At 71.2% G+C, this 22,257-nt stretch carries 17 protein-coding genes; 7 read left to right on the top strand and 10 right to left on the bottom strand.

Annotated elements, in window-relative coordinates; translation table 11 throughout:
* Positions 1-29 precede the first annotated feature (29 nt).
* Complete coding sequence (rpoB, locus tag VNR19_RS05525) at positions 30-3,527, bottom strand: DNA-directed RNA polymerase subunit beta (protein ID WP_325724711.1); 3,498 nt, start codon at positions 3,525-3,527, stop codon at positions 30-32.
* 353 nt (positions 3,528-3,880) lie between these two features.
* Here rpoB and VNR19_RS05520 point away from each other — a divergent pair, with 353 nt between their 5' ends.
* Together VNR19_RS05520 and VNR19_RS05515 are read left to right on the top strand one after the other, a co-directional pair.
* The gene (locus VNR19_RS05520; RefSeq protein WP_325724709.1) at positions 3,881-6,496 is read left to right on the top strand and encodes an ATP-binding protein; all 2,616 of its coding nucleotides are present in this window, start codon (positions 3,881-3,883) and stop codon (positions 6,494-6,496) included.
* On the top strand, positions 6,490-9,120 hold the full coding sequence (locus VNR19_RS05515; protein WP_325724707.1) for a DUF4062 domain-containing protein: 2,631 nt from the start codon (positions 6,490-6,492) through the stop codon (positions 9,118-9,120). The genes VNR19_RS05520 and VNR19_RS05515 overlap by 7 nt, the downstream gene beginning before the upstream one ends.
* A gap of 94 nt (positions 9,121-9,214) precedes the next feature.
* Here VNR19_RS05515 and VNR19_RS05510 read toward each other — a convergent pair whose 3' ends face one another.
* The 3 genes from VNR19_RS05510 to VNR19_RS05500 are packed head-to-tail and all read right to left on the bottom strand — an operon-like array spanning position 9,215 to position 12,329.
* Positions 9,215-10,786 (bottom strand): 5-oxoprolinase subunit B/C family protein, encoded by a 1,572-nt coding sequence (locus VNR19_RS05510; RefSeq protein ID WP_325724705.1) that lies wholly within the window; start codon positions 10,784-10,786, stop codon positions 9,215-9,217.
* Entirely contained in the window at positions 10,780-11,535 is a 756-nt protein-coding gene (locus VNR19_RS05505; RefSeq protein WP_325724703.1) for a LamB/YcsF family protein, read from the bottom strand. The genes VNR19_RS05510 and VNR19_RS05505 overlap by 7 nt, the downstream gene beginning before the upstream one ends.
* Positions 11,532-12,329, bottom strand: coding sequence for an alpha/beta fold hydrolase (locus tag VNR19_RS05500; protein ID WP_325724701.1), 798 nt, complete (start codon positions 12,327-12,329; stop codon positions 11,532-11,534). Before VNR19_RS05500 ends, VNR19_RS05505 begins: the two co-directional genes overlap by 4 nt.
* A gap of 47 nt (positions 12,330-12,376) precedes the next feature.
* On the opposite strand from VNR19_RS05500, the gene VNR19_RS05495 reads away from it, so the two are divergent.
* From VNR19_RS05495 to VNR19_RS05485, 3 genes are all read left to right on the top strand, one after another.
* Positions 12,377-13,240 carry a spermidine synthase gene (locus tag VNR19_RS05495; protein ID WP_325724699.1) on the top strand — a complete coding sequence of 288 codons (864 nt, stop codon included), beginning with the start codon at positions 12,377-12,379 and terminating at the stop codon, positions 13,238-13,240.
* Positions 13,241-13,341: 101 nt separating this feature from the next.
* Entirely contained in the window at positions 13,342-13,869 is a 528-nt protein-coding gene (locus VNR19_RS05490) for a tetratricopeptide repeat protein (protein ID WP_325724697.1), read from the top strand.
* Positions 13,870-13,917: 48 nt separating this feature from the next.
* Entirely contained in the window at positions 13,918-14,406 is a 489-nt protein-coding gene (locus VNR19_RS05485; protein WP_325724695.1) for a SprT-like domain-containing protein, read from the top strand.
* On the opposite strand, the gene VNR19_RS05480 is transcribed toward VNR19_RS05485, so the two are convergent.
* The 5 genes from VNR19_RS05480 to VNR19_RS05460 are packed head-to-tail and all read right to left on the bottom strand — an operon-like array spanning position 14,366 to position 18,874.
* On the bottom strand, positions 14,366-15,043 hold the full coding sequence (locus VNR19_RS05480) for a 2-phosphosulfolactate phosphatase (RefSeq protein ID WP_325724693.1): 678 nt from the start codon (positions 15,041-15,043) through the stop codon (positions 14,366-14,368). The genes VNR19_RS05485 and VNR19_RS05480 overlap by 41 nt on opposite strands.
* Before the next feature lie 38 nt (positions 15,044-15,081).
* The gene (locus VNR19_RS05475) at positions 15,082-15,732 is read right to left on the bottom strand and encodes a DUF308 domain-containing protein (protein WP_325724691.1); all 651 of its coding nucleotides are present in this window, start codon (positions 15,730-15,732) and stop codon (positions 15,082-15,084) included.
* Positions 15,729-18,086, bottom strand: coding sequence for an arylsulfatase (locus VNR19_RS05470; RefSeq protein ID WP_325724689.1), 2,358 nt, complete (start codon positions 18,084-18,086; stop codon positions 15,729-15,731). The genes VNR19_RS05475 and VNR19_RS05470 overlap by 4 nt, the downstream gene beginning before the upstream one ends.
* A 22-nt stretch (positions 18,087-18,108) precedes the next feature.
* A complete protein-coding gene (locus VNR19_RS05465) occupies positions 18,109-18,426 on the bottom strand; it encodes an SHOCT domain-containing protein (RefSeq protein ID WP_414684121.1) in 318 nt (105 codons plus the stop codon).
* Positions 18,427-18,439: 13 nt separating this feature from the next.
* Positions 18,440-18,874 carry a DUF6325 family protein gene (locus VNR19_RS05460; protein ID WP_325724685.1) on the bottom strand — a complete coding sequence of 145 codons (435 nt, stop codon included), beginning with the start codon at positions 18,872-18,874 and terminating at the stop codon, positions 18,440-18,442.
* Positions 18,875-19,057: 183 nt separating this feature from the next.
* On the opposite strand from VNR19_RS05460, the gene VNR19_RS05455 reads away from it, so the two are divergent.
* A complete protein-coding gene (locus tag VNR19_RS05455; protein ID WP_325724683.1) occupies positions 19,058-19,378 on the top strand; it encodes a carboxymuconolactone decarboxylase family protein in 321 nt (106 codons plus the stop codon).
* 14 nt (positions 19,379-19,392) lie between these two features.
* On the opposite strand, the gene VNR19_RS05450 is transcribed toward VNR19_RS05455, so the two are convergent.
* Positions 19,393-21,630, bottom strand: coding sequence for a helix-turn-helix transcriptional regulator (locus VNR19_RS05450; RefSeq protein WP_325724681.1), 2,238 nt, complete (start codon positions 21,628-21,630; stop codon positions 19,393-19,395).
* A gap of 86 nt (positions 21,631-21,716) precedes the next feature.
* On the opposite strand from VNR19_RS05450, the gene VNR19_RS05445 reads away from it, so the two are divergent.
* The gene (locus VNR19_RS05445; RefSeq protein WP_325724678.1) at positions 21,717-22,253 is read left to right on the top strand and encodes a hypothetical protein; all 537 of its coding nucleotides are present in this window, start codon (positions 21,717-21,719) and stop codon (positions 22,251-22,253) included.
* Positions 22,254-22,257 lie beyond the last annotated feature (4 nt).

Below are 22,257 nucleotides of genomic sequence, written 5' to 3'. Positions count from 1 at the left end.
CTGAGCTAGTCGAAGGGTCCTGGCCTGGTTCAGATCTCGTCGATCGACGAGGACTCGAACCGGGTGGAGATGTTGATGCCGAGCTCTTCGGCCGCACGGAAGGCGTCGTCGTCGGTGTCGCGGAGGTTGACCGCCGTGCCGTCTGCCGAGAGGACCTCGACGTTCAGGCAGAGCGACTGCATCTCCTTCATGAGCACCTTGAACGACTCGGGGATGCCGGGCTCCTGGATGTTCTCGCCCTTGACGATGGCCTCGTACACCTTGACGCGGCCGAGGATGTCGTCGGACTTGATCGTGAGGAGCTCCTGGAGCGCGTACGCCGCGCCGTAGGCCTCGAGCGCCCACACCTCCATCTCACCGAAGCGCTGACCGCCGAACTGCGCCTTACCACCCAGCGGCTGCTGCGTGATCATCGAGTACGGGCCCGTCGATCGCGCGTGGATCTTGTCGTCCACGAGGTGGTGCAGCTTCAGGATGTACATGTAGCCGACCGAGATCGGAGCCGGGAACGGCTCGCCCGAGCGACCGTCGAACAGGACGGTCTTGCCCGACGAGTCGATGAGACGCTCGCCGTCGCGCGTCGGCAGCGTCGAGTCGAGCAGCCCGACGATCTCGTCCTCGGACGCGCCGTCGAACACGGGGGTCGCGACCTTCGTGCCCGGGGCTGCCTCGCGGGCGGCCTCGGGAAGGCGCATGGCCCACTCGGGCTCGCCCTCGATCTTCCAGCCCTGCTTCGCGATCCACCCGAGGTGGGTCTCGAGCACCTGGCCGAAGTTCATGCGGCCCGGGATGCCCAGCGGGTTCAGGATCACGTCGACCGGCGTGCCGTCCGCGAGGAACGGCATGTCCTCGACGGGGAGGATCTTCGCGATGACGCCCTTGTTGCCGTGGCGGCCCGCGAGCTTGTCGCCCTCGGTGATCTTGCGCTTCTGGGCGATGTAGACCACGACGCGGCGGTTGACGCCCGAGCCGAGCTCGTCGTCGCCCTCCTCGGCGTTGAACTCCTTGACCGCGATGATCGTGCCGGCCTCGCCGTGCGGGACCTTGAGCGACGTGTCGCGCACCTCGCGGCTCTTCTCGTTGAAGATCGCGCGGAGCAGGCGCTCCTCGGCCGAGAGCTCCGTCTCGCCCTTCGGCGTGACCTTGCCGACGAGGATGTCGCCGGGACGCACCTCGGCGCCGATGCGGATGATGCCGCGCTCGTCGAGGTCCTTCAGCAGGTCGGGGCTCACGTTCGGCAGGTCGCGCGTGATCTCCTCCTTGCCGAGCTTCGTGTCGCGGGCGTCCACCTCGTACTCCTCGATGTGGATCGAGGAGAGGGTGTCGTCCTTCACGAGGTTCTGGCTGAGGATGATCGCGTCCTCGAAGTTGTGGCCCTCCCACGTCATGAACGCGACGAGGAGGTTCTTGCCGAGCGCGAGCTCGCCGTTCTCCGTCGCCGGGCCGTCGGCGATGACCTCGCCGGCCTCGACGCGGTCGCCGGCCGAGACGACGACGCGCTGGTTGTACGACGTGCCCTGGTTGGAGCGGTCGAACTTGCGCAGGTAGTAGTCCTGCGTGCCGCCCTCGTCGAGCTGGACCGTCACGACGTCGGCCGAGACCTCGACCACGACGCCCGGACGCTCCGCGATGACGACGTCACCCGCGTCGATCGCCGCGTAGCCCTCCATGCCGGTGCCCACGAGCGGGGCCTCCGAGCGCAGGAGCGGCACAGCCTGACGCTGCATGTTCGCGCCCATGAGCGCGCGGTTCGCGTCGTCGTGCTCGAGGAACGGGATGAGCGAGGTCGCCACCGACACCATCTGGCGCGGCGAGACGTCCATGTAGCCGATCTCCTCGGCCGGGAACAGGTCGACCTCGCCGCCCTTCTTGCGGGCGAGCACGCGGTCGTCGGCGAAGTGGCCGTCGGGCTTCAGTCGCGCGTTGGCCTGGGCGACGATGTAGTCGTCCTCCTCCGACGCGGTGAGGTAGTCGATCTGGTCGGTGACCTTGCCGTTCACGACCTTGCGGTACGGCGTCTCGATGAAGCCGAAGGCGTTGATGCGCGCGAACGACGCGAGCGAGCCGATGAGGCCGATGTTCGGGCCTTCCGGCGTCTCGATCGGGCACATGCGGCCGTAGTGCGACGGGTGGACGTCACGGACCTCGACGCCGGCGCGCTCACGCGACAGACCGCCGGGGCCCAGCGCCGACAGGCGGCGCTTGTGGGTCAGGCCCGCGAGCGGGTTGTTCTGATCCATGAACTGCGACAGCTGCGACGTGCCGAAGAACTCCTTGATCGCGGCCACGACCGGGCGCACGTTGATCAGGGTCTGCGGCGTGATCGCCTCGATGTCCTGCGTGGTCATGCGCTCGCGGACGACGCGCTCCATGCGCGACAGACCGGTGCGGACCTGGTTCTGGATGAGCTCGCCGACCGCGCGGATGCGGCGGTTGCCGAAGTTGTCGATGTCGTCGACGTCGAGGCGGATCTCGGTGAGCTTGCCGTTGCGGTAGCCCTCGAACGTCTCGTCGCCGCGGTGCAGGCGGACGAGGTACTTGATGGTCGCGACGATGTCCTCGACCGTCAGCACCGACTCCGTCAGGTCGGCGCGCAGGCCGAGCTTCTGGTTGATCTTGTAGCGACCCACCTTCGCGAGGTCGTAGCGCTTCGGGTTGAAGTAGAAGTTGTCCAGCAGCGCACGCGCGGCCTCGGCGGCGACCTGCTCGCCCGGACGCAGCTTGCGGTAGATGTCGCGGAGCGCGTCCTCCTTGGTGAGGATCGTGTCCTTCGAGAGGGTCTCCTCGATCGACTCGAAGCCCGCGAACTCCTCCAGGATCTGCTCACTGGTGAGTCCCAGCGCCTTGAGGAAGACGGTCACGGACTGCTTGCGCTTGCGGTCGATGCGGACGCCGACCTGATCGCGCTTGTCGACCTCGAACTCGAGCCACGCGCCGCGGCTCGGGATGATGCGCGCCGAGACGATGTCCTTGTCGGACGTCTTGTCGGGCGTCTTGTCGAAGTACACACCCGGCGAGCGCACGAGCTGCGAGACGACGACGCGCTCGGTGCCGTTGATGATGAACGTGCCCTTGTCGGTCTGGAGCGGGAAGTCGCCCATGAAGACCGTCTGGGTCTTGATCTCACCGGTCTGGTGGTTCATGAACTCGGCCTCGACGTACAGAGGCGCGGCGTAGGTCTTGCCGCGCTCCTTGCACTCCTCGATGGAGTACTTCTCGGGCTCGAGGTAGGGGTTGGTGAACGAGAGCTGCATCGTCTCGCTCAGGTCTTCGATCGGCGAGATCTCCTCGAAGATCTCCTCGAGACCGGAGACCTCGGGGACGTCGGTGCGACCGGCGGCCTTGGCTTCGGCGACGCGCGCCTTCCATGCGTCGTTGCCGACGAGCCAGTCGAAGGACTCGGTCTGCAGGGCGAGCAGGTCAGGGACCGTCAGCGTGTCGGAGATCTTGGCGAACGAGAGGCGGGATGCTCCGCGGCCGTTCTTGGGGGTGGTGGTGGGGTTGGATGCGTTGCGCGCAGCAGCCAAGGGGATTACCTCCGTGGGCCCGGGCGAGGGCTCGTTTCCTTGTCGTGAGTGAAGTGCTCCGGTCCCCGAAGCCCGCGCGACGCACTCTCGCGCGGGAACAGCATTCGCGCAAGGGGCGCACAGGCACAGCCGACCACCATATGAGGGCAGGGGGAATCCAAGAGCGCAACTACCCACTATACACGGCTGGGCGCGCCGTGTCCACTCGCATTCTTGAAAAGTTCCGGATGCTGCGGTATAAGCGCCGCGAGGGCATCCGCCATTCCCATCGATCGGCACTCGAGCGCCGCGACAGCGGCGACGCATTCGCACGAATGATGGCGCGGCGGCCCGTCCAGGGGGATGATGTGCACATGACTGGGGTGGAGCACCCCGTGATCCGCACGCCCGACCAGCGGATCCGGGTGTTCGTTAGTTCTACGTTGCGTGAGCTCGCGGGGGAGCGTCGCGCGGTGCGCGAGGCGGTCGAGCGGATGCGCCTGGCGCCGGTGATGTTCGAGCTGGGGGCGCGGCCGCATCCGCCGCGCAGCCTGTATCGCTCGTACCTCGAGCAGAGCGACGTGTTCGTCGGGATCTACGGGGCCGGTTACGGCTGGGTGGCGCCGGGTGAGGAGGTGTCGGGACTCGAGGACGAGTACAACCTCGCGCCGCGCTCGATGCCGAAGCTCATCTACATCAAGGACGTGCCGGCGCGCGACGAGAAGCTGAAGGAGCTCATCGCGCGCATCCAGGCCGACGACACCGCCGCGTATCTGCACTTCGAGACGGCTGAGGAGCTCGGCGAGCGCGTCGCCGCGGACCTCGCGACGCTCCTCGCGGAACGGTTCGACGAGTCGAGGCCGGATGCCGCGGCATCCGCCGAGCCGGACCTGGCCGCGCGCGTGCCCGCGCCGTACACGACGACGATCGGGCGCGACGGCGAGCTCGCCGAGCTGCGCGCTCTCCTCGCCGGCGGCGAGCACCGCGTCGTGAGCCTCATCGGACCGGGCGGCATCGGCAAGAGCCGGCTCGCGATCGTGGCGGCGCACGCGAACGCCGACCTCTTCCCCGACGGCGTGCACTTCGTCCCGTTGGAGGGGGTGCTCGAAGCGGGGCTGCTGCTGCCGACGATCGCGTACGTGCTCGGCATCCGCGACACCGGCGCAGACTCGCTCGAAGAGCGCATCGCGCAGTCCCTCGACGACCGCCGGGTGCTCATCGTGCTCGACAACTTCGAGCAGATCGTCGACGAGGCGCCCGTGCTCGTGCGGCTCTACACGCTCGCGCCGAACGCGTGCTTCCTCGTGACGAGCCGCACGATCCTGCGCATCCGCGGCGAGCGGGTGTTCGACGTCGACACGCTGGGGCTGCCGCCGGTCGACGCTCCGGCCACCCTCGCGCAGGCGCAGGCCTCGGCCGCGTGCGTGCTGTTCGCCGAGCGCGCGGCGGCCGTGAAACCCGAGTTCGAGCTCACCGAGGCGAACGCGGCGGATGTCATCGAGATCTGCCGTCGCCTCGACGGCCTGCCGCTCGCGATCGAACTCGCCGCCGCGAAGGTGCGGCTGCTTCCGCCCGCCGACATCGCGACGCGCCTCGGGCGCGCACTCCCCCTCCTGTCGGCGCCCGTGCGCGACCTCCCCGACCGCCATCGCACGATGCGCGCGACGATCGACTGGAGCGTCGGCCTGCTCGCCGAGGACCAGCGCGAGATGCTCGAGGACCTCGGCGTCTTCGCGGCGCGCTTCACGCTCGACGCGGTCGAGGCCGTCGGCGCGTCGAGGCCGTGGGGCGACCACGCGATCGAGACGCTCGCCGCGCTCATCGACGCGAGCCTCGTGCGCCAGATGGACCAGGACGGCCGATCCGTGTTCTCGCTGCTGGCGATCGTGCGCGAGTACGCGCTGGAGGCGCTCGAGAAGCGCGGCGACGCGGACGAGCTGAAGATCGCGCACGCCGAGCACTACCTGGGCCTCGTCAAGCGAATCGCGCCGGGGCTGCGCGGCCCGGGGCAGATCGAGGCGGTCACCGAGCTCGGTCTCGAAGTGCCCAACCTCCGCGCAGCGGCGCGCCACCTCGTGCAGACCGGACGCCTCGAGGAGGCCGCCGACTTCGCGTGGTCGCTCATCGTCTACTGGTGGATCTCGGGCTACTTCGCCGACGTGCGGGTGTGGATGCTCGAGCTGCTCGCCTCGGGCCGGCCGATGTCGGATCGGGCACGTGCGATCGCGGCCTTCTTCACGACGTGGGCCGAGATGTGGCAGCAGCCGTCCGTCGAGGTCGTCTCGACGCTCGGTGAGAGCGCTCGCCTGTTCGCCGAGAGCGGCGACGACCACGCCGCCGCGATGGTGCAGACCGCTCGCGCGACGACGCGCCTGCAGTTCCCCGACCTGGATCCGCAGGTCGCGCGTGCCGAGCTCGACGACGCCGTCGTGCGGCTGCGAACGTTCGGCGACCGCTGGTCGGAGTCGCTCGCCGAGGTCGCGCTCGGCCAGCTCGGCGTCGTGTGCCAGGACATCGCCGCCGCCACAGAGCACTTCGATCGCTCCGTGCGGATCGCCGAAGACGCGGATGACGCGTTCACACGCATCGTCGCGGGCAACAACCGCGCCCGGTTCCGCTTCCTCATCGGGATGCGCGACGAGTGCGAGGAGGAGTTCCTCCTCACGCTGCGGCTGTCGATCCAGCTGCGCTTCGTCGACGGCGCGACGTACGGCATCGAGGGCATGTGCGCGCTCGCCGCGGCGCGCGGCGAGGCGTGGCGTGCGGGCGCGCTCGCGGGAGCCGCCGCGACGATCCGTCAGACGACGGGCATCTTCGACATCGAGGAGTTCGCGGTGCATCGCGAGCCGCTCGCGGCGATCCGCGCCGCCGACCCGGACGCGGTCGCGGCCGGCGAGCGCGCGGGGCGCGACATGAGCCTGGCCGAGGCGATCGCGCTCGCGCTCCCCGACGCCGACGCCGAGACACGGCGATCGGCCGCCGCGTGGTGACCGGCGAGCGCGAGCACCCGCGCATCCGCACGCCCGATCAGAAGATCCGCGTCTTCGTCAGCTCGACGCTGCGCGAGCTCGCAGATGAGCGGCGCGCGGCGCGTGCGGCGATCGAGCGGATGCGCCTGGCGCCCGTCATGTTCGAGCTGGGGGCGCGACCGCATCCGCCGCGCAGCCTCTACCGCTCCTATCTCGCGCAGAGCGACATCTTCATCGGCATCTATGGCGACAGCTATGGCTGGGTCGCACCCGACGAGACGGTTTCGGGGCTCGAGGACGAGTACGACCTCGCGCCGAAGAACATGCCCAAGCTCATCTACGTCCGTGCGTCGGAGGGCCGCGACGCGCGGCTCGAGGAGCTGATCGCCCGCATCCGCGAGGACGACACCGCCGCATACCTGCCGTTCCGGAACGCCGCGGAGCTCGAGGACCAGATCGCGAACGACCTCGCGATCCTCCTCGCCGAGCGCTTCGACGAATCGCGTTCCGAGCCCGAGCACGCGGCGCCGGATGCCTCGGCGCTCGCATCCCGCGTGCCGGTGCCGTACACGACGACGATCGGCCGCGAGCGCGACATCGGCGAAGTGCGCGAGCTGCTCGCGCGCGGCACCGATCGCGTCGTGAGCCTCATCGGGCCGGGAGGCATCGGAAAGAGCCGGCTCGCGATCGAGGTCGCGCGTGCGACCGAGGACCTCTTCCCCGACGGCGTCTACTTCGTGCCGCTGGAGGGCGTGCTGGAGTCGGCGCTGCTGCTTCCGACGATCGGGTACATCCTCGGCATCCGCGACAACGGCGAGGCGTCCCTCGAGGAGCGCATCTCGCGCGCGCTCGACGGCCGCAAGGTGCTGCTCGTGCTCGACAACTTCGAGCAGATCATCGATGCCGCCCCCGTGCTCGTGCGGCTGTACACGGTCGCGCCGCTGGCCAGCTTCCTCGTGACGAGCCGCACCATCCTGCGCATCCGCGGCGAGCGCGTATACGAGGTGCAGGGCCTGCGGACGCCCCACGAAGGCCGATCGGCGAGCCTCGATCCGTCGACGCGCACGAGTGCCGTCGCCCTGTTCGTCGACCGCGCGCAGGCCGTGAAGCCGGGCTTCGAGATCACGCCGGACAACGCGGCGGACGTCGCCGACATCTGCCGGCGCCTCGAAGGGCTGCCGCTGGCGATCGAGCTCGCCGCGGCGAAGATGCGCCTGCTGACGCCGCACGGCATCGCGGAGCGCCTGGAACAGCGCCTGCCCCTCCTCACGGCGGGCGTTCGGGACATGCCCGAGCGGCACCAGACGATGCGTGCGACGATCGAGTGGAGCGTGAGCCTGCTGCCCGACCGCGACCGGGAGCTGCTCGAGGACCTCGGCGTCTTCGCGCGGGTGTTCTCGCTCGAGGCGGTCGAGGCGCTCGGCGTGGGACGCTCATGGGACGGCGACGCGATCGACGGCATCGCGTCGCTCGTCGACGCGTCGCTCGTGAAGCAGACCGAGGTCGGCGGGCGGGCCGCGCTGTCGCTGCTCGCGATCGTGCGCGAGTACGCGCTCGGTCGGCTCAAGGAGCGAGGCGAAGCCGACCGCATGCGCGCGGCCCACGCCGACTACTACAGCGCGTTCGTCAAGCGCCTCGCCCCCGGCCTGCGCGGGGCGGACCAGGCGGATGCCGTCGCGCAGCTCGGCCTCGAGCTGCCGAACCTGCGGGCCGCGGTGCGCCACCTCGTCTACACCGACCGCCTCGACGACGCGGGCGACTTCGCGTGGTGCCTCCTCATCTACTGGTGGATCGCCGGCTTCTTCGGCGAGGTGCGCGTGTGGATGCTCGAGCTGCTCGACAAGCCGCAGCCCATCTCCAAGCACACGCGCGCGGTCGCATGGTTCTTCGCGCTGTGGGGCGAGATGTGGCAGCGCCCGAGCGAGCAGGTGGTCGCCGGTCTCGGCGAATGCGTGCGCCTGTTCACCGAGGCAGGCGATGCGGATGCCGCGGCGATGGCCCTCGCGGCGCGCGGCACGGCGCGCGTGCAGCTGTCCGACATCGACGTCGAACGCGCCGAGGCCGAGCTGCTCGAGGCGGTGCGGCGACTGCACGAGCTCGGGAACGGCTGGGCTGAGGCGATCTCGGAGGTCTCGCTCGGGCGCCTGTGCTGGAGGCGCGGTGCGATCGACGAGGCGCTCGCGCACTTCGATCGCGCGAGCGAGGTCGCGCGCGCGGGCGGCGACCTGTTCACGACCTCGGTCGCAGGCAACCTGCGCGCGCGGCTGAACTTCGTGCGGGGCGAGATCGACCTCGCCGAGCCGGAGTTCCTCGAGACCCTCCTGCTGTCGCTGCGGCTGCACTACGACGAGGGCGTCGCCTACGGGCTCGAAGGCGTGTGCGCGGTGGCGGCCGCGCGCGGCGACGCGTGGCGCGCGGCGGCCCTCGCGGTGGCGGCGAGCTCGGTGCGGCACCGGATCGGCGTGTTCGACGTCGAGGCGTTCACGGTGCACACGCCGCACCTCGAGATCCTGCGCGGCCGCGACCCCGAGGCGGTCGCGCGCGGCGAGGCGGCGGGCGAGGAGATGTCGCTCGCCGAGGCGGTGCTGCTCGCGCTCCCCGACGAGGAGCACGACGAGGTGGACGAGATCCTGCAGCACTGGTGATCCCTGCGGCGCGACTGCCGCCGAGATTGCGGGAATCACCGGCGGATGCCGCGGAGCGCCGCCGTTCGTGCGATCTCGACCCCGGTCGGCGGGCTCAGGCGGGAGGCCGGGCGTGGCGGAAGCGCAGCCGCGTGCCGGGCCGCGCCTGCCCGAGGAGGTCGAGCGCGGCATCCGTCGCGACCGCGATCACGGGATAGCCGCCCGTCACGGGGCCGTCCGCGAGGAGGATCGTCGGGCGGCCGCTCGGCGGCACCTGGAGGGCACCCGGCACCATGCCCTCGCTCGGCAGCTCGCCGTCGCGTCTGCGCGTGAGCTCGGGGCCGTCCAGCCGCATGCCGACGCGGTCGGCGGCGCCCGTCACGGTCCAGGTCTCGTCGAACAGGAGGCTCAGCGCGGACGGCGCGAACCAGTCGGCACGGGGTCCCGGCGCGAGCTCGATCTCGAGCTCGTCGTCGTGCGGGGCTCCCCACGGCGCGGGCGGTGCGACGGGGATCGGTCCCGCGACGTCGTCGCCCACGGCGATGGCCGAGCCCGCGACCAGCGGCGCCGGGCCGATTCCCGCGAGGCGATCCGTCGCGCGTGCTCCGAGCACGACCGGCGCGTCCACTCCCCCGCGCACCGCGACGTACCCCCGCGCGCCGTGCGCGAACCAGTCGAGGTGCAGCTCCTCGCCCGCTCGCCACACGTGCGCCGTGTACGGGTCGGCCTCGTGGCCGCCGAGCCGTATGGGCCCCCACGCACCGGTGACGGCGACCCACACGTCGCGCTCCGCGACGGCACGGAAGCCGCCCATCGTCACCTCGATGCCGGCGGCGTCGTCGCGGTTGCCCACGAGCCGGTTCGCGACGCCGAGCGCCGTGCGGTCGAGGGCGCCCGAGCGTGAGACGCCGAGCGACGCGGCGCCCTCGCGCCCGCGGTCCTGGATCGTCGCGAGCAGCCCGGGTTCGATGACCCGGATGCCCCGGATCTCGGCATCCGCCGCACGCGGCACAGCCGACGACGCCGCGACCGCCGAGGCCCGCTCGACCGGGCGGAACCGCACATGAGAGCCCGGCCGGAGCAGCGCGGGGGATGCGGCATCCGGCGACCACAGCGGTGCCGACGTCGTGCCGATGAGCCGCCAGCCGCCCGGACTCTCGCGCGGATACGTGCCGGAGAACACCCCCGCGAGGCCGACCGCTCCGGCAGGCACGCGCGTGCGAGGCGACGCGAGGCGTGGGACGTCGAACGTCCAGTCGCGGCTCACGAGGTAGGCGAAGCCGGGGGCGAAGCCCGTGAAGGCGACGGTCCACTCGGCGGCGGCGTGCCGGCGCACGAGCTCGTCAGCGCCCACGCCGAGCAGGTGCGCGGTCTCGGCGAGGTCCTCTCCGTCGTACACGACGTCGAGCTGGATGAGCGAGACGGATGCCGCGACCGCGGGTGCGGCATCCGTCTCGGCGCCCGCGACCCACGCCTGCGCCGCGCCCACCGACAGCACCGCAGGATCCACGCGAACGAGCACCGTCCGCGCACCGGGCACGAGGTCGACGACGCCTTCGGGCCGCGACGCCTCGAGCCGGTCGCGCAGTTCGAGCACCTCGTCGAGGGAGGCGACCTCGACGAGGAGCGCGCGGTCTCCCATCGGCAGGATCCGGACTGCGGATTCCTCGCGGCCGAGCGTCACCACGGCGCCCGCACCTCGACCCCGGCCTCGTCGAGCGCCGCCCGCACGGTGCGTGCCATCGCGATCGAGCCGGGCGAGTCGCCGTGCACGCACAGCGATGCGGCGCCCACCGCGACGACCTCTCCGTCGACGGATTCGACGACGCGCTCGCGTGCGAGGAGCACCGCTCGCTCGGCGACGGCTTCGGGATCGGTGAGCAGCGCCCCGGGCTCACCGCGCGGCACGAGCGTGCCGTCTGCGCGGTAGCCGCGGTCGAGGAACGCCTCCTGCACGAACGGCAGACCACGCTCGGCCGCTGTCGCGGCGCCCGCTCCCCCGAGCCCGAGGAGCGGGATCGCACGCCCGAGCCGCTCAGACAGCGCAGCGACCGCATCGGCGACCGCTTCCGCCTGCTCGCGGTCGGCGACGATGCGGTTGTAGAGCGCGCCGTGCGGCTTGACGAACCGGATGTCGGCGCCCGCCGCCGACAGCGCCTCCAGCTGGTCGGCGATCACGAGGGTGAGCGCTTCGCGCCCGATGTCGATGCCCACGCGGCCGAAGCCCGCGCGATCGGGGTACGACGGGTGGGCGCCGACGGCGACGCCGAGCCGCACCGCGCGCGCCGCCGAGACGCGCATCGTCTCCTCGTCGCCCGCGTGTCCGCCGCACGCGATGCTCGCGCTCGAGATGACGGCGAACATGGCCTCGTCGTCGGCGGTGGGAACCCCGCCGACCGTCTCGCCGAGGTCGGCGTTGAGGTCGATCGACGTCATTCCTCCACGGTATCGCCGCGCGGCCCGCGGGAGTCCGGCCCGCGCCCCGACGTTTCCACGGCGTGCTCGACGATGAGCGATGCGGCGGGCTGCGCGGTGCGGATCATCGCCTCGTGACCGCGGTCGGGGACCTCGCGAAGCACGCCGCGGGGCACGAGCCGCGCGACCTCGCGGGCCCAATCGCGCGGGCTCACCCTGTCGACCTCGCCCCGCACCACGAGCGTGTCGGCGTCGAGCAGAGGGAGCACGTCCTCGATGCGGTGGTCGACCATGCGGCGCAGAGTCTTGGCGTACCAGATCGGCCCGGCCTTCACGTAGTGGATCGCCCCGAGGGCGAGCACCTTGGGACTCTCGATCGCGATGTCCTGCAGCAGCCGCAGACCCTGGACGACCGCACTCCGCTCCGCCGGGTTGACGGTCGGCGACACGAGCACGGCGCGACCGCGAAGGTGCGGATGCCGCACGAGCGTCTCGGCCACGACCTGCGCCCCCATCGAATGCCCCACGAGCACCGCATCGCGCACGCCGAGCTCGTCGAGCAGCGCCGCGACGACGTCTCCGCATGCGGGCATGTCGAGCGGCCGGCGAGGCTTCGGCGAGTCGCCGAAGCCGGGGAGGTCGAGCGCGATCACGTCGCCCTCGCGGCTCAGCTCTTCGACGAGATCCCCGAACACGCCGCGGCCCATCCCGATGCCGTGCACGAGTACGAACACCGGCCCGTCCGTGCGGCCGGACCGCGTGTAGACGATGACGTCATCGCCTCGCTGGAAGGTGTACACGGGAAGGTCGGCCATGCCAGCACGCTAGACCAGGCGCCCACGCCCACGGGTAGCGTTGACATATGGCGCGGGCTCGGGTCGAGGCATCCGGACCTTCGGCGCGCCTGTCGGACGGATCCATCGCGAGCATCGTCCGATCGGGGTTCGTGAACGGGTGGGAGCTCGAGGTCGCCGGCACCCCGCAGTCGCACGTCGACCTCGACGATCCGACGCACCTGCACTTCGAATACGTCGCGCGCATGGGCGCCGTGATCGACAGACTGCGGATGCCCGGACAACCGCTCACCGCCGTGCACCTCGGCGCCGGCGCCCTCACGCTCCCGCGGTACATCGAGGCGACGCGGCCGGGTTCGCGGCAGCAGGTCATCGAGCTCGAGCCCGAGCTCGTGAACCTCGTGCGGGAGCATCTCCCGTTCCCGCGCGGTGCGTCGATCCGCGTGCGCATCGGCGACGCGCGCGAAGGCCTCGCCCGTCTGCCCGCGGGGCTCGAGGGCAACGTCGATCTGCTCGTGTCGGACGTGTACTCCGGCTCGCAGACGCCCGCGCACCTCACGACGATCGAGTTCTACACGGCCGCGATGCGGCTCCTCGCGCCGGACGGCGTGCTGCTCGTGAACGTCGCCGACGGCAAGGGCCTCGCCTTCGCGCGGCGCCAGGTCGCGACCGTGCGCGCGGTCCTTCCCGAGGTCATCGTGCTCGCCGAGGTTCAGACGCTCAAGGGGCGCCGGTTCGGCAACCTCGTGATCGCCGCGTCGCCCGTGCCGCTCCCGACCGAATGGCTTCCGCGGCTCATGGCCGCCGGTCCCCACCCGGCGAAGGTCGCGCAGGGCGCCGAGCTCGACGAGTTCGTGCGCGGAGCGCGGGTCGCGACGGACGCCGACGCGACGCCGTCGCCCCGACCCGCGGCATCCGTCTTCGAACGCTGACGCCACGCCCGACAAGTCGCATTCCTCGGCGTGCCCGCACGGGCGCCGCACGAGCGCGGGGCACACTGGAGTGGCGAACGACGAGCGGAAGGGAGTCGACGGTGAGCTACATCCACGGGTACGACCCCGACACGCTGCGCGAGAAGATCGATCCGCGCCAGTGCAAGGAGCGCCTGGACGAGATCGGCGAACAGCGCAGCCTGCCGGCACTGCTCGAGCGGGTGTGGCTTCTGAAGGTGCTCGGTCGACTCGAGGACGCCCTCGTCATCTCGGAGCAGTCGGTACGCGTCGCGCGCATGGCGGGCACCCGCAAGGATCTTCTTCGCGCCCGGATCCTCCATGCGAGCGTGCAGCAGTACCGCGGAGCGTTCGCCGCCGCCGAGCAGGAGCTCACGATGTGCGCCGAAGAGGCCGAGGGCCAGGGGTGGTCGGCGATCGCGGCGTTCGCCTACCAGCACCGCGGCAAGACCCATTACGACGCGGGCGACTTCGACCAGGCGCGCGACGACTTCAAGCGCGCGCTGTTCCTGCGTCAGGAGTCCGGCGCCCCGGACGACCAGCTCGAGTCCATGCTCCTCGCGATCGAAGCCGCCGACCGGCGTCGCGCCGACGCGGCGCTCGCGGGATGACGCCGCGGGCCACGGCGAGTGTCGTAGGTACGTTCTAATCTCGCCGCCATGTCGGAACTCCATCGAGTGCGCCACTGGGCCGAGGCGCTCATCGCCCTGCACCTCGACGACACATGGTCGTTCGCGTTCGACAACGCCAAGCGCCGAGCGGGTCTGTGCGACTACACGCGCAAGCGCATCAGCGTCTCGCGCTACCTTGCGGCGCGCTACGACGACGACGCGAACCACCAGACGCTCCTCCACGAGGTGGCGCACGCGCTCGCGGGTCCGTCCGCAGGGCACGGCCCGACATGGAAGCGCATCGCACGCGAGATCGGCTACGTCGGCGGCACGACGCACCACGGCGAGACGGCGACCGAGCTCGCCCCGTGGGTCGGCGTATGCCCCGCCGGCCACATCGCCCACCGGCACCGCCGCCCGACGCGGGCGACCTCGTGCGCGCAGTGCGCTCCCCGCTACGACGAACGCTTCGCGTTCACGTGGACGCGCCGCGAGATCACGCCGGCCGCACGACTCGCGGCACTGACCCCGCGCTGACGTCGAGCGCGCGGAACGCTCCGTCGACGAGCACCGGCGCCGTCGCATCCGCGTCGATCTCCGCCGCCGCGAGCACCTCGTCGCGCGCGTCGCGCTCGAGCAGCTCCTGGCCCGAGCCGCTCGCGGTGAGGAGGTGACGCACGGCTCGGCGGAGTCCGCGGAACGCCTCGCACGCTGCGGCCGCCTCGGGCGATGTGTGATCGATGCCGAGCGACGCAAGCGCGTCGACGACCGCTCCCGCTCCGAGCTGATCCTCGACCGCGACGCGCACCGGAGCACCCTGCTCGCGACCGTTCAGCTCGCCCGCCGCGATGACCGCGACGCTCGTGCGAGCTGCTCGTGCGGTCTGCTCGGCGAGAACGGCGGATGCCACGGCCGACGCATTGCGCAGGCATCCGGCCATGACCGTCGCTCCCGCCTCGGCGGCCGCGGCCGCGATCGCGGCGCCGTTGATCGACACCGCGTGCGCGGACTCGTCGAGCGGCGCCGACCGGCCCGCGGCCACCTCGCGCGAGACGGTCGACGAGAAGCGCAGCACGTCGACGACCACGACGATGTCGGAGGGGGCGAGCCGGCGCAGGCCGTCGGCGCCCCACTCGAGGCGCACCTGGTAGCGGGACTGGTCGAACGGGGGCACGTCCTCAGCCTACGGGCCGCCACGGCCCGCCCCTTGCGTCACACGAGGATCGGGAACGTCACGAGGATCACGATGCCGACGATCGCGACGGCGATCCCCAGCCCGAGCAGGAACCACCCGCTCCAGTGCATGCGGCTGCGCTCCGACACGGCGACGAAGAAGAGCACGAGCGCGAACAGCACCGTGAGGATCGCATAGTCGTCACCCCGCTGGTTGCTCTCGAGGGCTTTCGCGAGCAGCGCGTCGGCGCGATCGGACGCGCGCTGGGCCTCGACGGCGCCCTCCGGCACATAGGACGGCTCTTTGAAGGGCGACCGCGCAGACTCGCCGCCCTGCTGCCAGTCCTCGAACGCGATCGCGAACTCGGGAGTGAACCGCGCCTCGACGTACTCGGCGAGCGCGGTGTCGCCGGTCGCCCGCGCCTGCACCCACAGCTCGTAGATCGACAGGTCGACGGCCCGGTTGTCGCGGGCGGTGCTCGCGGCATCCGCTGCCTCGATACGGGCCCCGGATGCCTGACTGAACTCGATCGACATCATGCCGCCCCACTTCGACGACTCGAACCCGCACCACGCGGTGAGGATCGCGGTCACCGAGAGCACGACGACGGCGAGCACCTCGCGCACGCTCTCCGCACGCTCCCGCCCGTCTCGTGCGGGAGTGACGTGGTCGGAGGGCGCGTCGGTCACGTCGAATCAGGCTTCGGCGGCACGGCGTACGCGATGTGCACGCGGTCGATGCGTCCGTCGAACGCGAACGGCATGCGGTCGACGTACGCGCGCGAGACGGCACCTCCGTAGGCGCGACCGATGTCGAGGCAGTCGTTCGCCGAGAACAGCAGCGCCGCGCTCACCGGCACCGTCCCCGAGGCGAGCTCGGCGCCGTCGACCCGCAGCACGACGCGCAGGGGCCCGCCGGGCCGGGGTTCGACAGAACTCGTCTCGATCTCGATGGTGTGATCGCCGGCGGCGAGCGGTTCCGGGGACGCGATGATCGTGCGCTGGACGAGGAAGAGGTTGTACTCGTACGTGAGCACACCGTCCATCACGAAGCACGTCAGCCCGCCGCCGGCGCCCCCGAGCTTGTAGAGCACGCCGTTGGCGCGATCGCCCACGTTCACCTCGATCGTGACGAGGTTCGGCCGGTTGCCGAGCGCCGGTGCGCAGAACTCGGGAACACGGGTGGTGTCGCCCGACATCACCCACTCCTCGTACGGCGGCGCGATGCGCAGCTCCGGATGCAGCGGAGCGATCCACAGACCCCCGCCGATGGGCAGCACCTTGTTCTTGGCGGCCTCGATGGCGAACAGCTCCTTGAGGGCCGCGAGCTTCTTCGGATGCTGATCGGCGACGTCGCGCGCCTGGCTCCAGTCCTCGTCGAGGTTGTACAGCTCCCAGCGGTCGTCGTCCGGAGTCCAGGTCGCCATCCCCGGCGGAACGCCCGGCACCCACGGCAGGCGCGGACCGGTGGTGGACGCCATCCAGCCGTCCTCGAAGATGGCGCGGCTGGCCATCACCTCGAAGTACTGCACGCGGTGTCGGCCCTCGGCGGCTCTGTCGTCGATCGAGTACGCGAAGCTCGTGCCGTCGATGGGGTCCTGGTGGATGCCGTTGACCTCTTCGGGAGCCGAGATGCCGAGGATCTCGTACAGCGTCGGCGCGACGTCGATGACGTGGTGGAACTGCGTGCGCGGCTCCGGATCGTGGGCGATGCGGCCAGGCCATCGGATGAACATCGGGTTGCGCGTGCCGCCGAGGTGCGAGGCCATGAGCTTCATGCCCTGATAAGGCGTCGAGCCCGCCCACGCCCACGCGGCGTGGTACTGGTTGTCGGTCGCCGGCGTCCCCAGCGCGTCGAGGCCGCCGAGCTCGTCGAGGGCGGCGATGTGCTGGTCGATCGTGGTCGGGATCATGTTCTGTGCGAGCAGCTCGCTGATCGTGCCGTTCTGCCCCTCGCCCGACGAGCCGTTGTCGCCCCATATGTAGATGACGATCGTGTTGTCGCGGTAGCCGAGGCGCTCGAGCTCGTCGACGACGCGTCCTGCCTGCACGTCGGCGTGCTCGCCGAACCCCGCGCACACCTCCATGAGTCGCGCCTGGAACGGCTTCTGATGATCGGGGATGTCGTCCCAGCCCTGCAGCGACTCCGGCCGCGGCGTCAGCTCGGCGTCCTCCGGCACCCACCCGGCGGCCTTCGCGCCTGCGAGCGCCTCCTCGCGGTAGACGTCCCACCCGCTGTCGAACATGCCCTTGTACTTGTCGGACCATTCCTTGTGCACGTGGTGCGGGCCGTGGATCGCTCCGGTCGCCCAGTACATGAAGAACGGCTTGTCGGGTGAGAGCGCCTTGTGATCGCGCAGCCACGCGATCGCGTCGTCGGCGATGTCCTCGCTGAGGTGGTAGCCCTCCTCGGCCGTCTTCGGCGGGAGGACGCTGGTGGTGTTGCGCACAAGGTTGGGCTCGTACTGCGACGCCTCTCCGGCGAGGAAGCCGTAGAAGTACTCGAAGCCGTTGCCGGTCGGCCAGTTGTCGTACGGCCCGGCCTTCGTCGTCTCCTCGGCGGGGGTGTTGTGCCACTTGCCCCATGCCGCGGTGGCATACCCGTAGTTGCGCAGCACCTCGGCGATCGTCGCGCTGCTCTTCGGGATATGCCCCGAATAGCCGTCCCAGTCGTTCGCGAGCTCCGCGATCTGCCCGGCGCCGACACGGTGGTGGTTGCGGCCCGTCAACAGCGACGCGCGCGTGGGCGAGCACATCGACGTGGTGTGGAAGCGGTTGTACCCGATCCCCTCCGACCGGATCCGCTCGAGTGTCGGAGTGTTCACCTTGCCGCCGAGCGGCGCCGGCAGGGCGGGACCGGCGTCGTCGATCAGCACGATCAGGACGTTCGGCGCGCCCTCGCCGAGATGCCTCTCGGGCGGCAGCGGCGAGTACGTCGACTCCGCGAGCGTGCGGCCGGCGTAGCTGCCGGACGGCTTGGGCGGGAAGGGAAGCGTCCGCGCCGGGGGCAGCGGGGTGCCGATGACACTCTTCTTGTCGTTCACGACGTCTCCTCACGCCGCTCGCTCACGCGAGCAGCTTCGCCTTGGCCGCTTGGAACTCCGCGTCGCTGAGGACGCCCTGCGCTCTGAGGTCCGCGAGGCGCTGGAGCTCGCCGACCATGTCCGTCGCGGCCGGCGCGGCCGGTGGGGTGGGCCCGGGCGGTGCGGGCGGTGGGGCGGATGCCATCATGGCCGCCTCCTGCTGCACCTCGTACTGGTGCTCGGCGTCTCTCTCCTCGGCCCGCTCGTACTGGCGGCGGGCGACGTGCCCGCTCACGGCAGTCGCGGTTCCCGCGATGACGGCAGTCCGCGCGGCCATGCCGAGGAGCCCCGGCCGCCCCATTCTGCGCAGCATGTCAGCTCACTCCCTGTGCTCCGGCCGCCGCCAGGGCGACCTCGTTGACGACGGGCGCCGGGATGCGGACCGAATCGACCACGTAGCCGCCAGCCCGCATCACGCGCGAGGCGAGCTGCGTCGCGTACAGCAGCTCCACGACGAGAAGCACGGCAGAGGTCCCCGGTGCGAGCAGCTCCCCCAGCTCGGTGACGTCCTCGTGCGAGGCGAGCCCCGCTGCGACGAGGTCCACCGCACCGTTCCGGATGCCGCTCTCGTCGACCTCCCGGTAGGTGACTTCGCCGTCGGCGGAGCGCGAGACATGGACCAGGTCGATCACACGGATCGTGCCGGCCTCGGCGAGTTCCGCGAGCGCGTCGAAGACACCCGGGTCCGGCTCATCGCCCTCGAAAGCCGCGAGTATCAGCTCCACGGGTCCGTACTCGAGGTCGTCCATGCTCCATCACCTCTTCGCCTCGGGCTTGCGCCGGCCTCGCGGGTCGCCGGAGGGGCGCCCCATTCCGCGAGGCTAGAAGCGGTGTTTTCGACAGGCATCACGCAGATCGCATGAACCGGATGAGGGCCCGAAGGGATTGACTTGTCGCCAGGCGACCAACCCTGAAACGCGGGAGCGTGGACCGTGGACCACCTCGACCACCTGCGCCGACTCAGCATCGACGGAGACGAGCACCCGGGCGAACATCCCGATGCGACCGTCGATCTGGACGCCAAGACGCGATCGCTCGTTCGCATCGGAGCGCTCGTCGCGGTGTCGGCATCCGCCGCGTCGATGCGCAAAGAGGTCGACGACGCCGTGAGCTCGGGCGCACGGCCCGCTGAGATCGCGGGCGTGCTCGACGCGATCATGCCCCATGTCGGACGGCCTCGCGTGGTCAAGGCGGCACCGAAGGTGCTCCTCGCGCTCGGCGTGGAGCTCGACCTGCTCACCGACGAGTCCTGACCCCGCGACCAGGTTCAGCCGCCGAGCAGCCCCATCTCGATCGCGCGCTCGACCGCGGCACCGCGAGTCGTCACCCCGAGCTTGCGGTAGATCGATCCGACCTCCGAGCTGACGGTGTTGCGCGATATGAAGAGGCGCTGTCCGATCTCGGCGATCGTCAGATGCGTCTGGAGGTAGGGCAGCAGGCGCAGCTCCGCGGGCGTGAGCGGGATGCTGGCACGGCTCATCGCGGCGTCATCGAGCCGCGACCGGAAGCGCGCGATCTCGTCCGCCAAGGTCCCCATGTCGGGGTAGCGGGCGAGGAGGTCGTCGATCTCGCGGAGCATGTGCCTGGCCGCGGTGCGATCGCCGAGGCCCACCAGGACGCCGGCGATCTGCAGGCGCGTGCGCATCGCGAGGAACGGAAGGACGTGGGTGCAGTGCACGCGCGCTCGCATCGCGCGCACGAGGAACCGATCGGTCGCCGCCGCGTCGCCGCGGCGCTGGGCCAGCCGAGCGCTCACCGCGAGCGCGAGCGCCGTCGTCGGGTACCCCTCCATGTGGTTGTCGTCGACGGCGCGCACGGCCGCGTGCGCATGGGCGTCGGCGGCGGACCAGTCGCCGTCGTCCATCGAGAGGATCGCGAGCTCCGCCTCGCTGAGGAGGACCGAGTCCGCGTTGCCCGCCTGCGCTCCACTCTCCGACGCCTCGACGAAGGCATCGCGTGCACCCGCCCTGTCCCCCGCGAGCAGCAAGCCCGACCCGAGCAGGTGCAGCGCCTGGTCGCGCCACGGACTCCACGCGGGCTCGTAGGCGGCCGCCAGCCGCGCATCCGCCAGCGCGCTCTCCCACCCCTGAGCGCACATCGCGGCGCGCACCATCGCTCGAGCGGACTCGAACGCGGCCCGATCCTCTTCGGGCGCTCCCTCGAGATCGAAGCGGTCGAGGGCCGCCGCCCATCGCTCCGACGCCGGCGACTTGCCCTGCAGGATCGCCGCCCACGCCGCGATGACCGCGAGCGCGGGCGACGCCTCGATGACCGCGTCGCCGAGCCCGTCGAGCCACCTCTCGACGACGGCGACCTCGCCGCGCTGGTACGTCGGCAGGGCCAGCTCCGCGACGAGCTCGCCCGCGCGCTCCACCTCGCCCGCGGCGAGCAGGTGCTCGACCGCGGGGTCGAGCATGCGCTCGCCCTCGAGCCATTCCGCCGCCCGCACGTGCAGGCCGCTGACGATGCCGTGCTCCCGAAGGCGCAGATCGGCGAGCAGGAACTCCCGGAACAGCGCGTGATAGCGGAACCACAGCTCGCGCCGGTCGAGCGGGATAAGAAAGAGGTTGAGCGCCTCGATGCGACGCAGCAGCTCGCCGGAGTCGTCCCGGTCGAGCATCGCGTCGCACAGCTCGGCCGAAAGCTCGTCGAGCACCGCGGTGCGACGCAGGAAGTCCTGCAGCTCGGGCGGGAGCCCGGCGAGGCACTCGTGATAGAGATACTCCGCGACGAAGCGCTCGTCCCCGCCGACGGTGAGGACGTCTGCGCCCGCCTTCACCGCGAGCGCGTACAGGACGAGTCCGGTCGGCCACCCCTCGCACCGTTCGACCGCGACGCCTACGCCGTCGTCGTCGACCTCGACGTCGTGCTCGGCGAAGATCACGCGGGCCGCGTCGCCATCCAGCCGGAGCTCGTCCGTTCCGATCTCGAGAGTGGGGACGTCGATGCGCAAGCGGGCGAAGTACGGCTGCTCCGCCCTGCTCGCGAGGACCACCTGCGATCCGCTCGGCACGCCGGCGAGGACCACTTCGAGCGCGTCGTGGCACTCGTCCGACGCCGCCGAGTGGATGTCGTCGATGACGAGCAGGAACGGTTCGGACGCGCGTGAGAGAGCCGCGGCGAGCATCGGCGCGGAGCGACCGAGGACGGTTGTCGCGAGGCCCCGCATCTCGGAGGCGACGATCCCCGCCGACGGCGAGAACTCCGCGGATGCCGTCGCGAGCAGCGTCAGGAGGGCTGCCGGGTCGTCGTCGAAGCGGTCGATCGTCGCCCACGCGATCATCCGGTCGTCGACGGCCGCCCACTCCGACAGGAGGGTGGACTTGCCGAAGCCGGCCGGCGCGGTCACCCCGACGACGCGCGCATCGCTCGCGCGGGCGCGCTCGATGAGCGCGCGACGACTGACGGCACCCCTTCGGACCGGCCTGATCGCGAGCTTTCCTTCGAGGAGGGTCCCGCTGAGGCTTCTCGACTCCCGATCCGCCTCTCGGGTGGGCTCGGCCACGCCTGCATCCTAGAGCCGCTCCGGGCAGCCCTCAATCGGTCGGTGCGCGACGACCGGGCATCGACGATCTGCGAGAGACTGGACGCGTGCGCGTACTGCAGAAGCTCGTGATCGACATCGACGCGGATGCCGCGTGGCGGGCCCTGCACTCGCCCCGCGCGGTGGCCGAGCTCTACGGCCCGCTCATGATGCTCGAGCCGCTCGAGCCCGATGGCCTGCCCACGAGCTGGGAGCCGGGCGGCGACGTCGGCGTGCAGCTGCGCCTCGGCGGGATCGTTCCGATGGGCAGGCAGCTCATCCACGTCAGCGACCGCGTCGTCGCCGATCCGGCCCCGGGATCGGGCGGCGGCCCCGTGCGGATCTTCCGCGACAGCGGGATCCCGGTGTCGGGGCCCCTCGCTGGGCTCGACGTGTGGGACCACCAGATCGCCGTCTCCCCCGCCCCCGGAGACCCGTCGAAGACTCTGTGGCGCGACCGGCTCGTCATCGGAGGGCCGACCGCCGTCCTGCTGTGGCCCGTGCTGTGGACGATGTGGGAGTGGCGCGCGGCGCGGCTGCGCGCGCTCGCACCGTCGTGGGCGCACGACTTCGCGCCCGACGAGACGCCCGATCAGCCCGAATAGACGG

The sequence above is a fragment of the Microbacterium sp. genome (assembly GCF_035556355.1).
Lineage (GTDB): Bacteria > Actinomycetota > Actinomycetes > Actinomycetales > Microbacteriaceae > Microbacterium.
The sequence above is the reverse complement of the archived record's forward strand: the minus strand, read 5'-3'. Positions and strand labels throughout refer to the sequence as shown.

Excerpts from the sequence above, each read along its gene's own strand:
- VNR19_RS05520 (WP_325724709.1), top strand. The coding sequence starts at position 3,881 with ATGACTGGGGTGGAGCACCCCGTGATCCGCACGCCCGACCAGCGGATC.
- VNR19_RS05505 (WP_325724703.1), bottom strand. The coding sequence starts at position 11,535 with ATGACGTCGATCGACCTCAACGCCGACCTCGGCGAGACGGTCGGCGGG.
- VNR19_RS05500 (WP_325724701.1), bottom strand. The coding sequence starts at position 12,329 with ATGGCCGACCTTCCCGTGTACACCTTCCAGCGAGGCGATGACGTCATC.
- VNR19_RS05495 (WP_325724699.1), top strand. The coding sequence starts at position 12,377 with ATGGCGCGGGCTCGGGTCGAGGCATCCGGACCTTCGGCGCGCCTGTCG.
- VNR19_RS05485 (WP_325724695.1), top strand. The coding sequence starts at position 13,918 with ATGTCGGAACTCCATCGAGTGCGCCACTGGGCCGAGGCGCTCATCGCC.
- VNR19_RS05465 (WP_414684121.1), bottom strand. The coding sequence starts at position 18,426 with ATGGGGCGGCCGGGGCTCCTCGGCATGGCCGCGCGGACTGCCGTCATC.
- VNR19_RS05460 (WP_325724685.1), bottom strand. The coding sequence starts at position 18,874 with ATGGACGACCTCGAGTACGGACCCGTGGAGCTGATACTCGCGGCTTTC.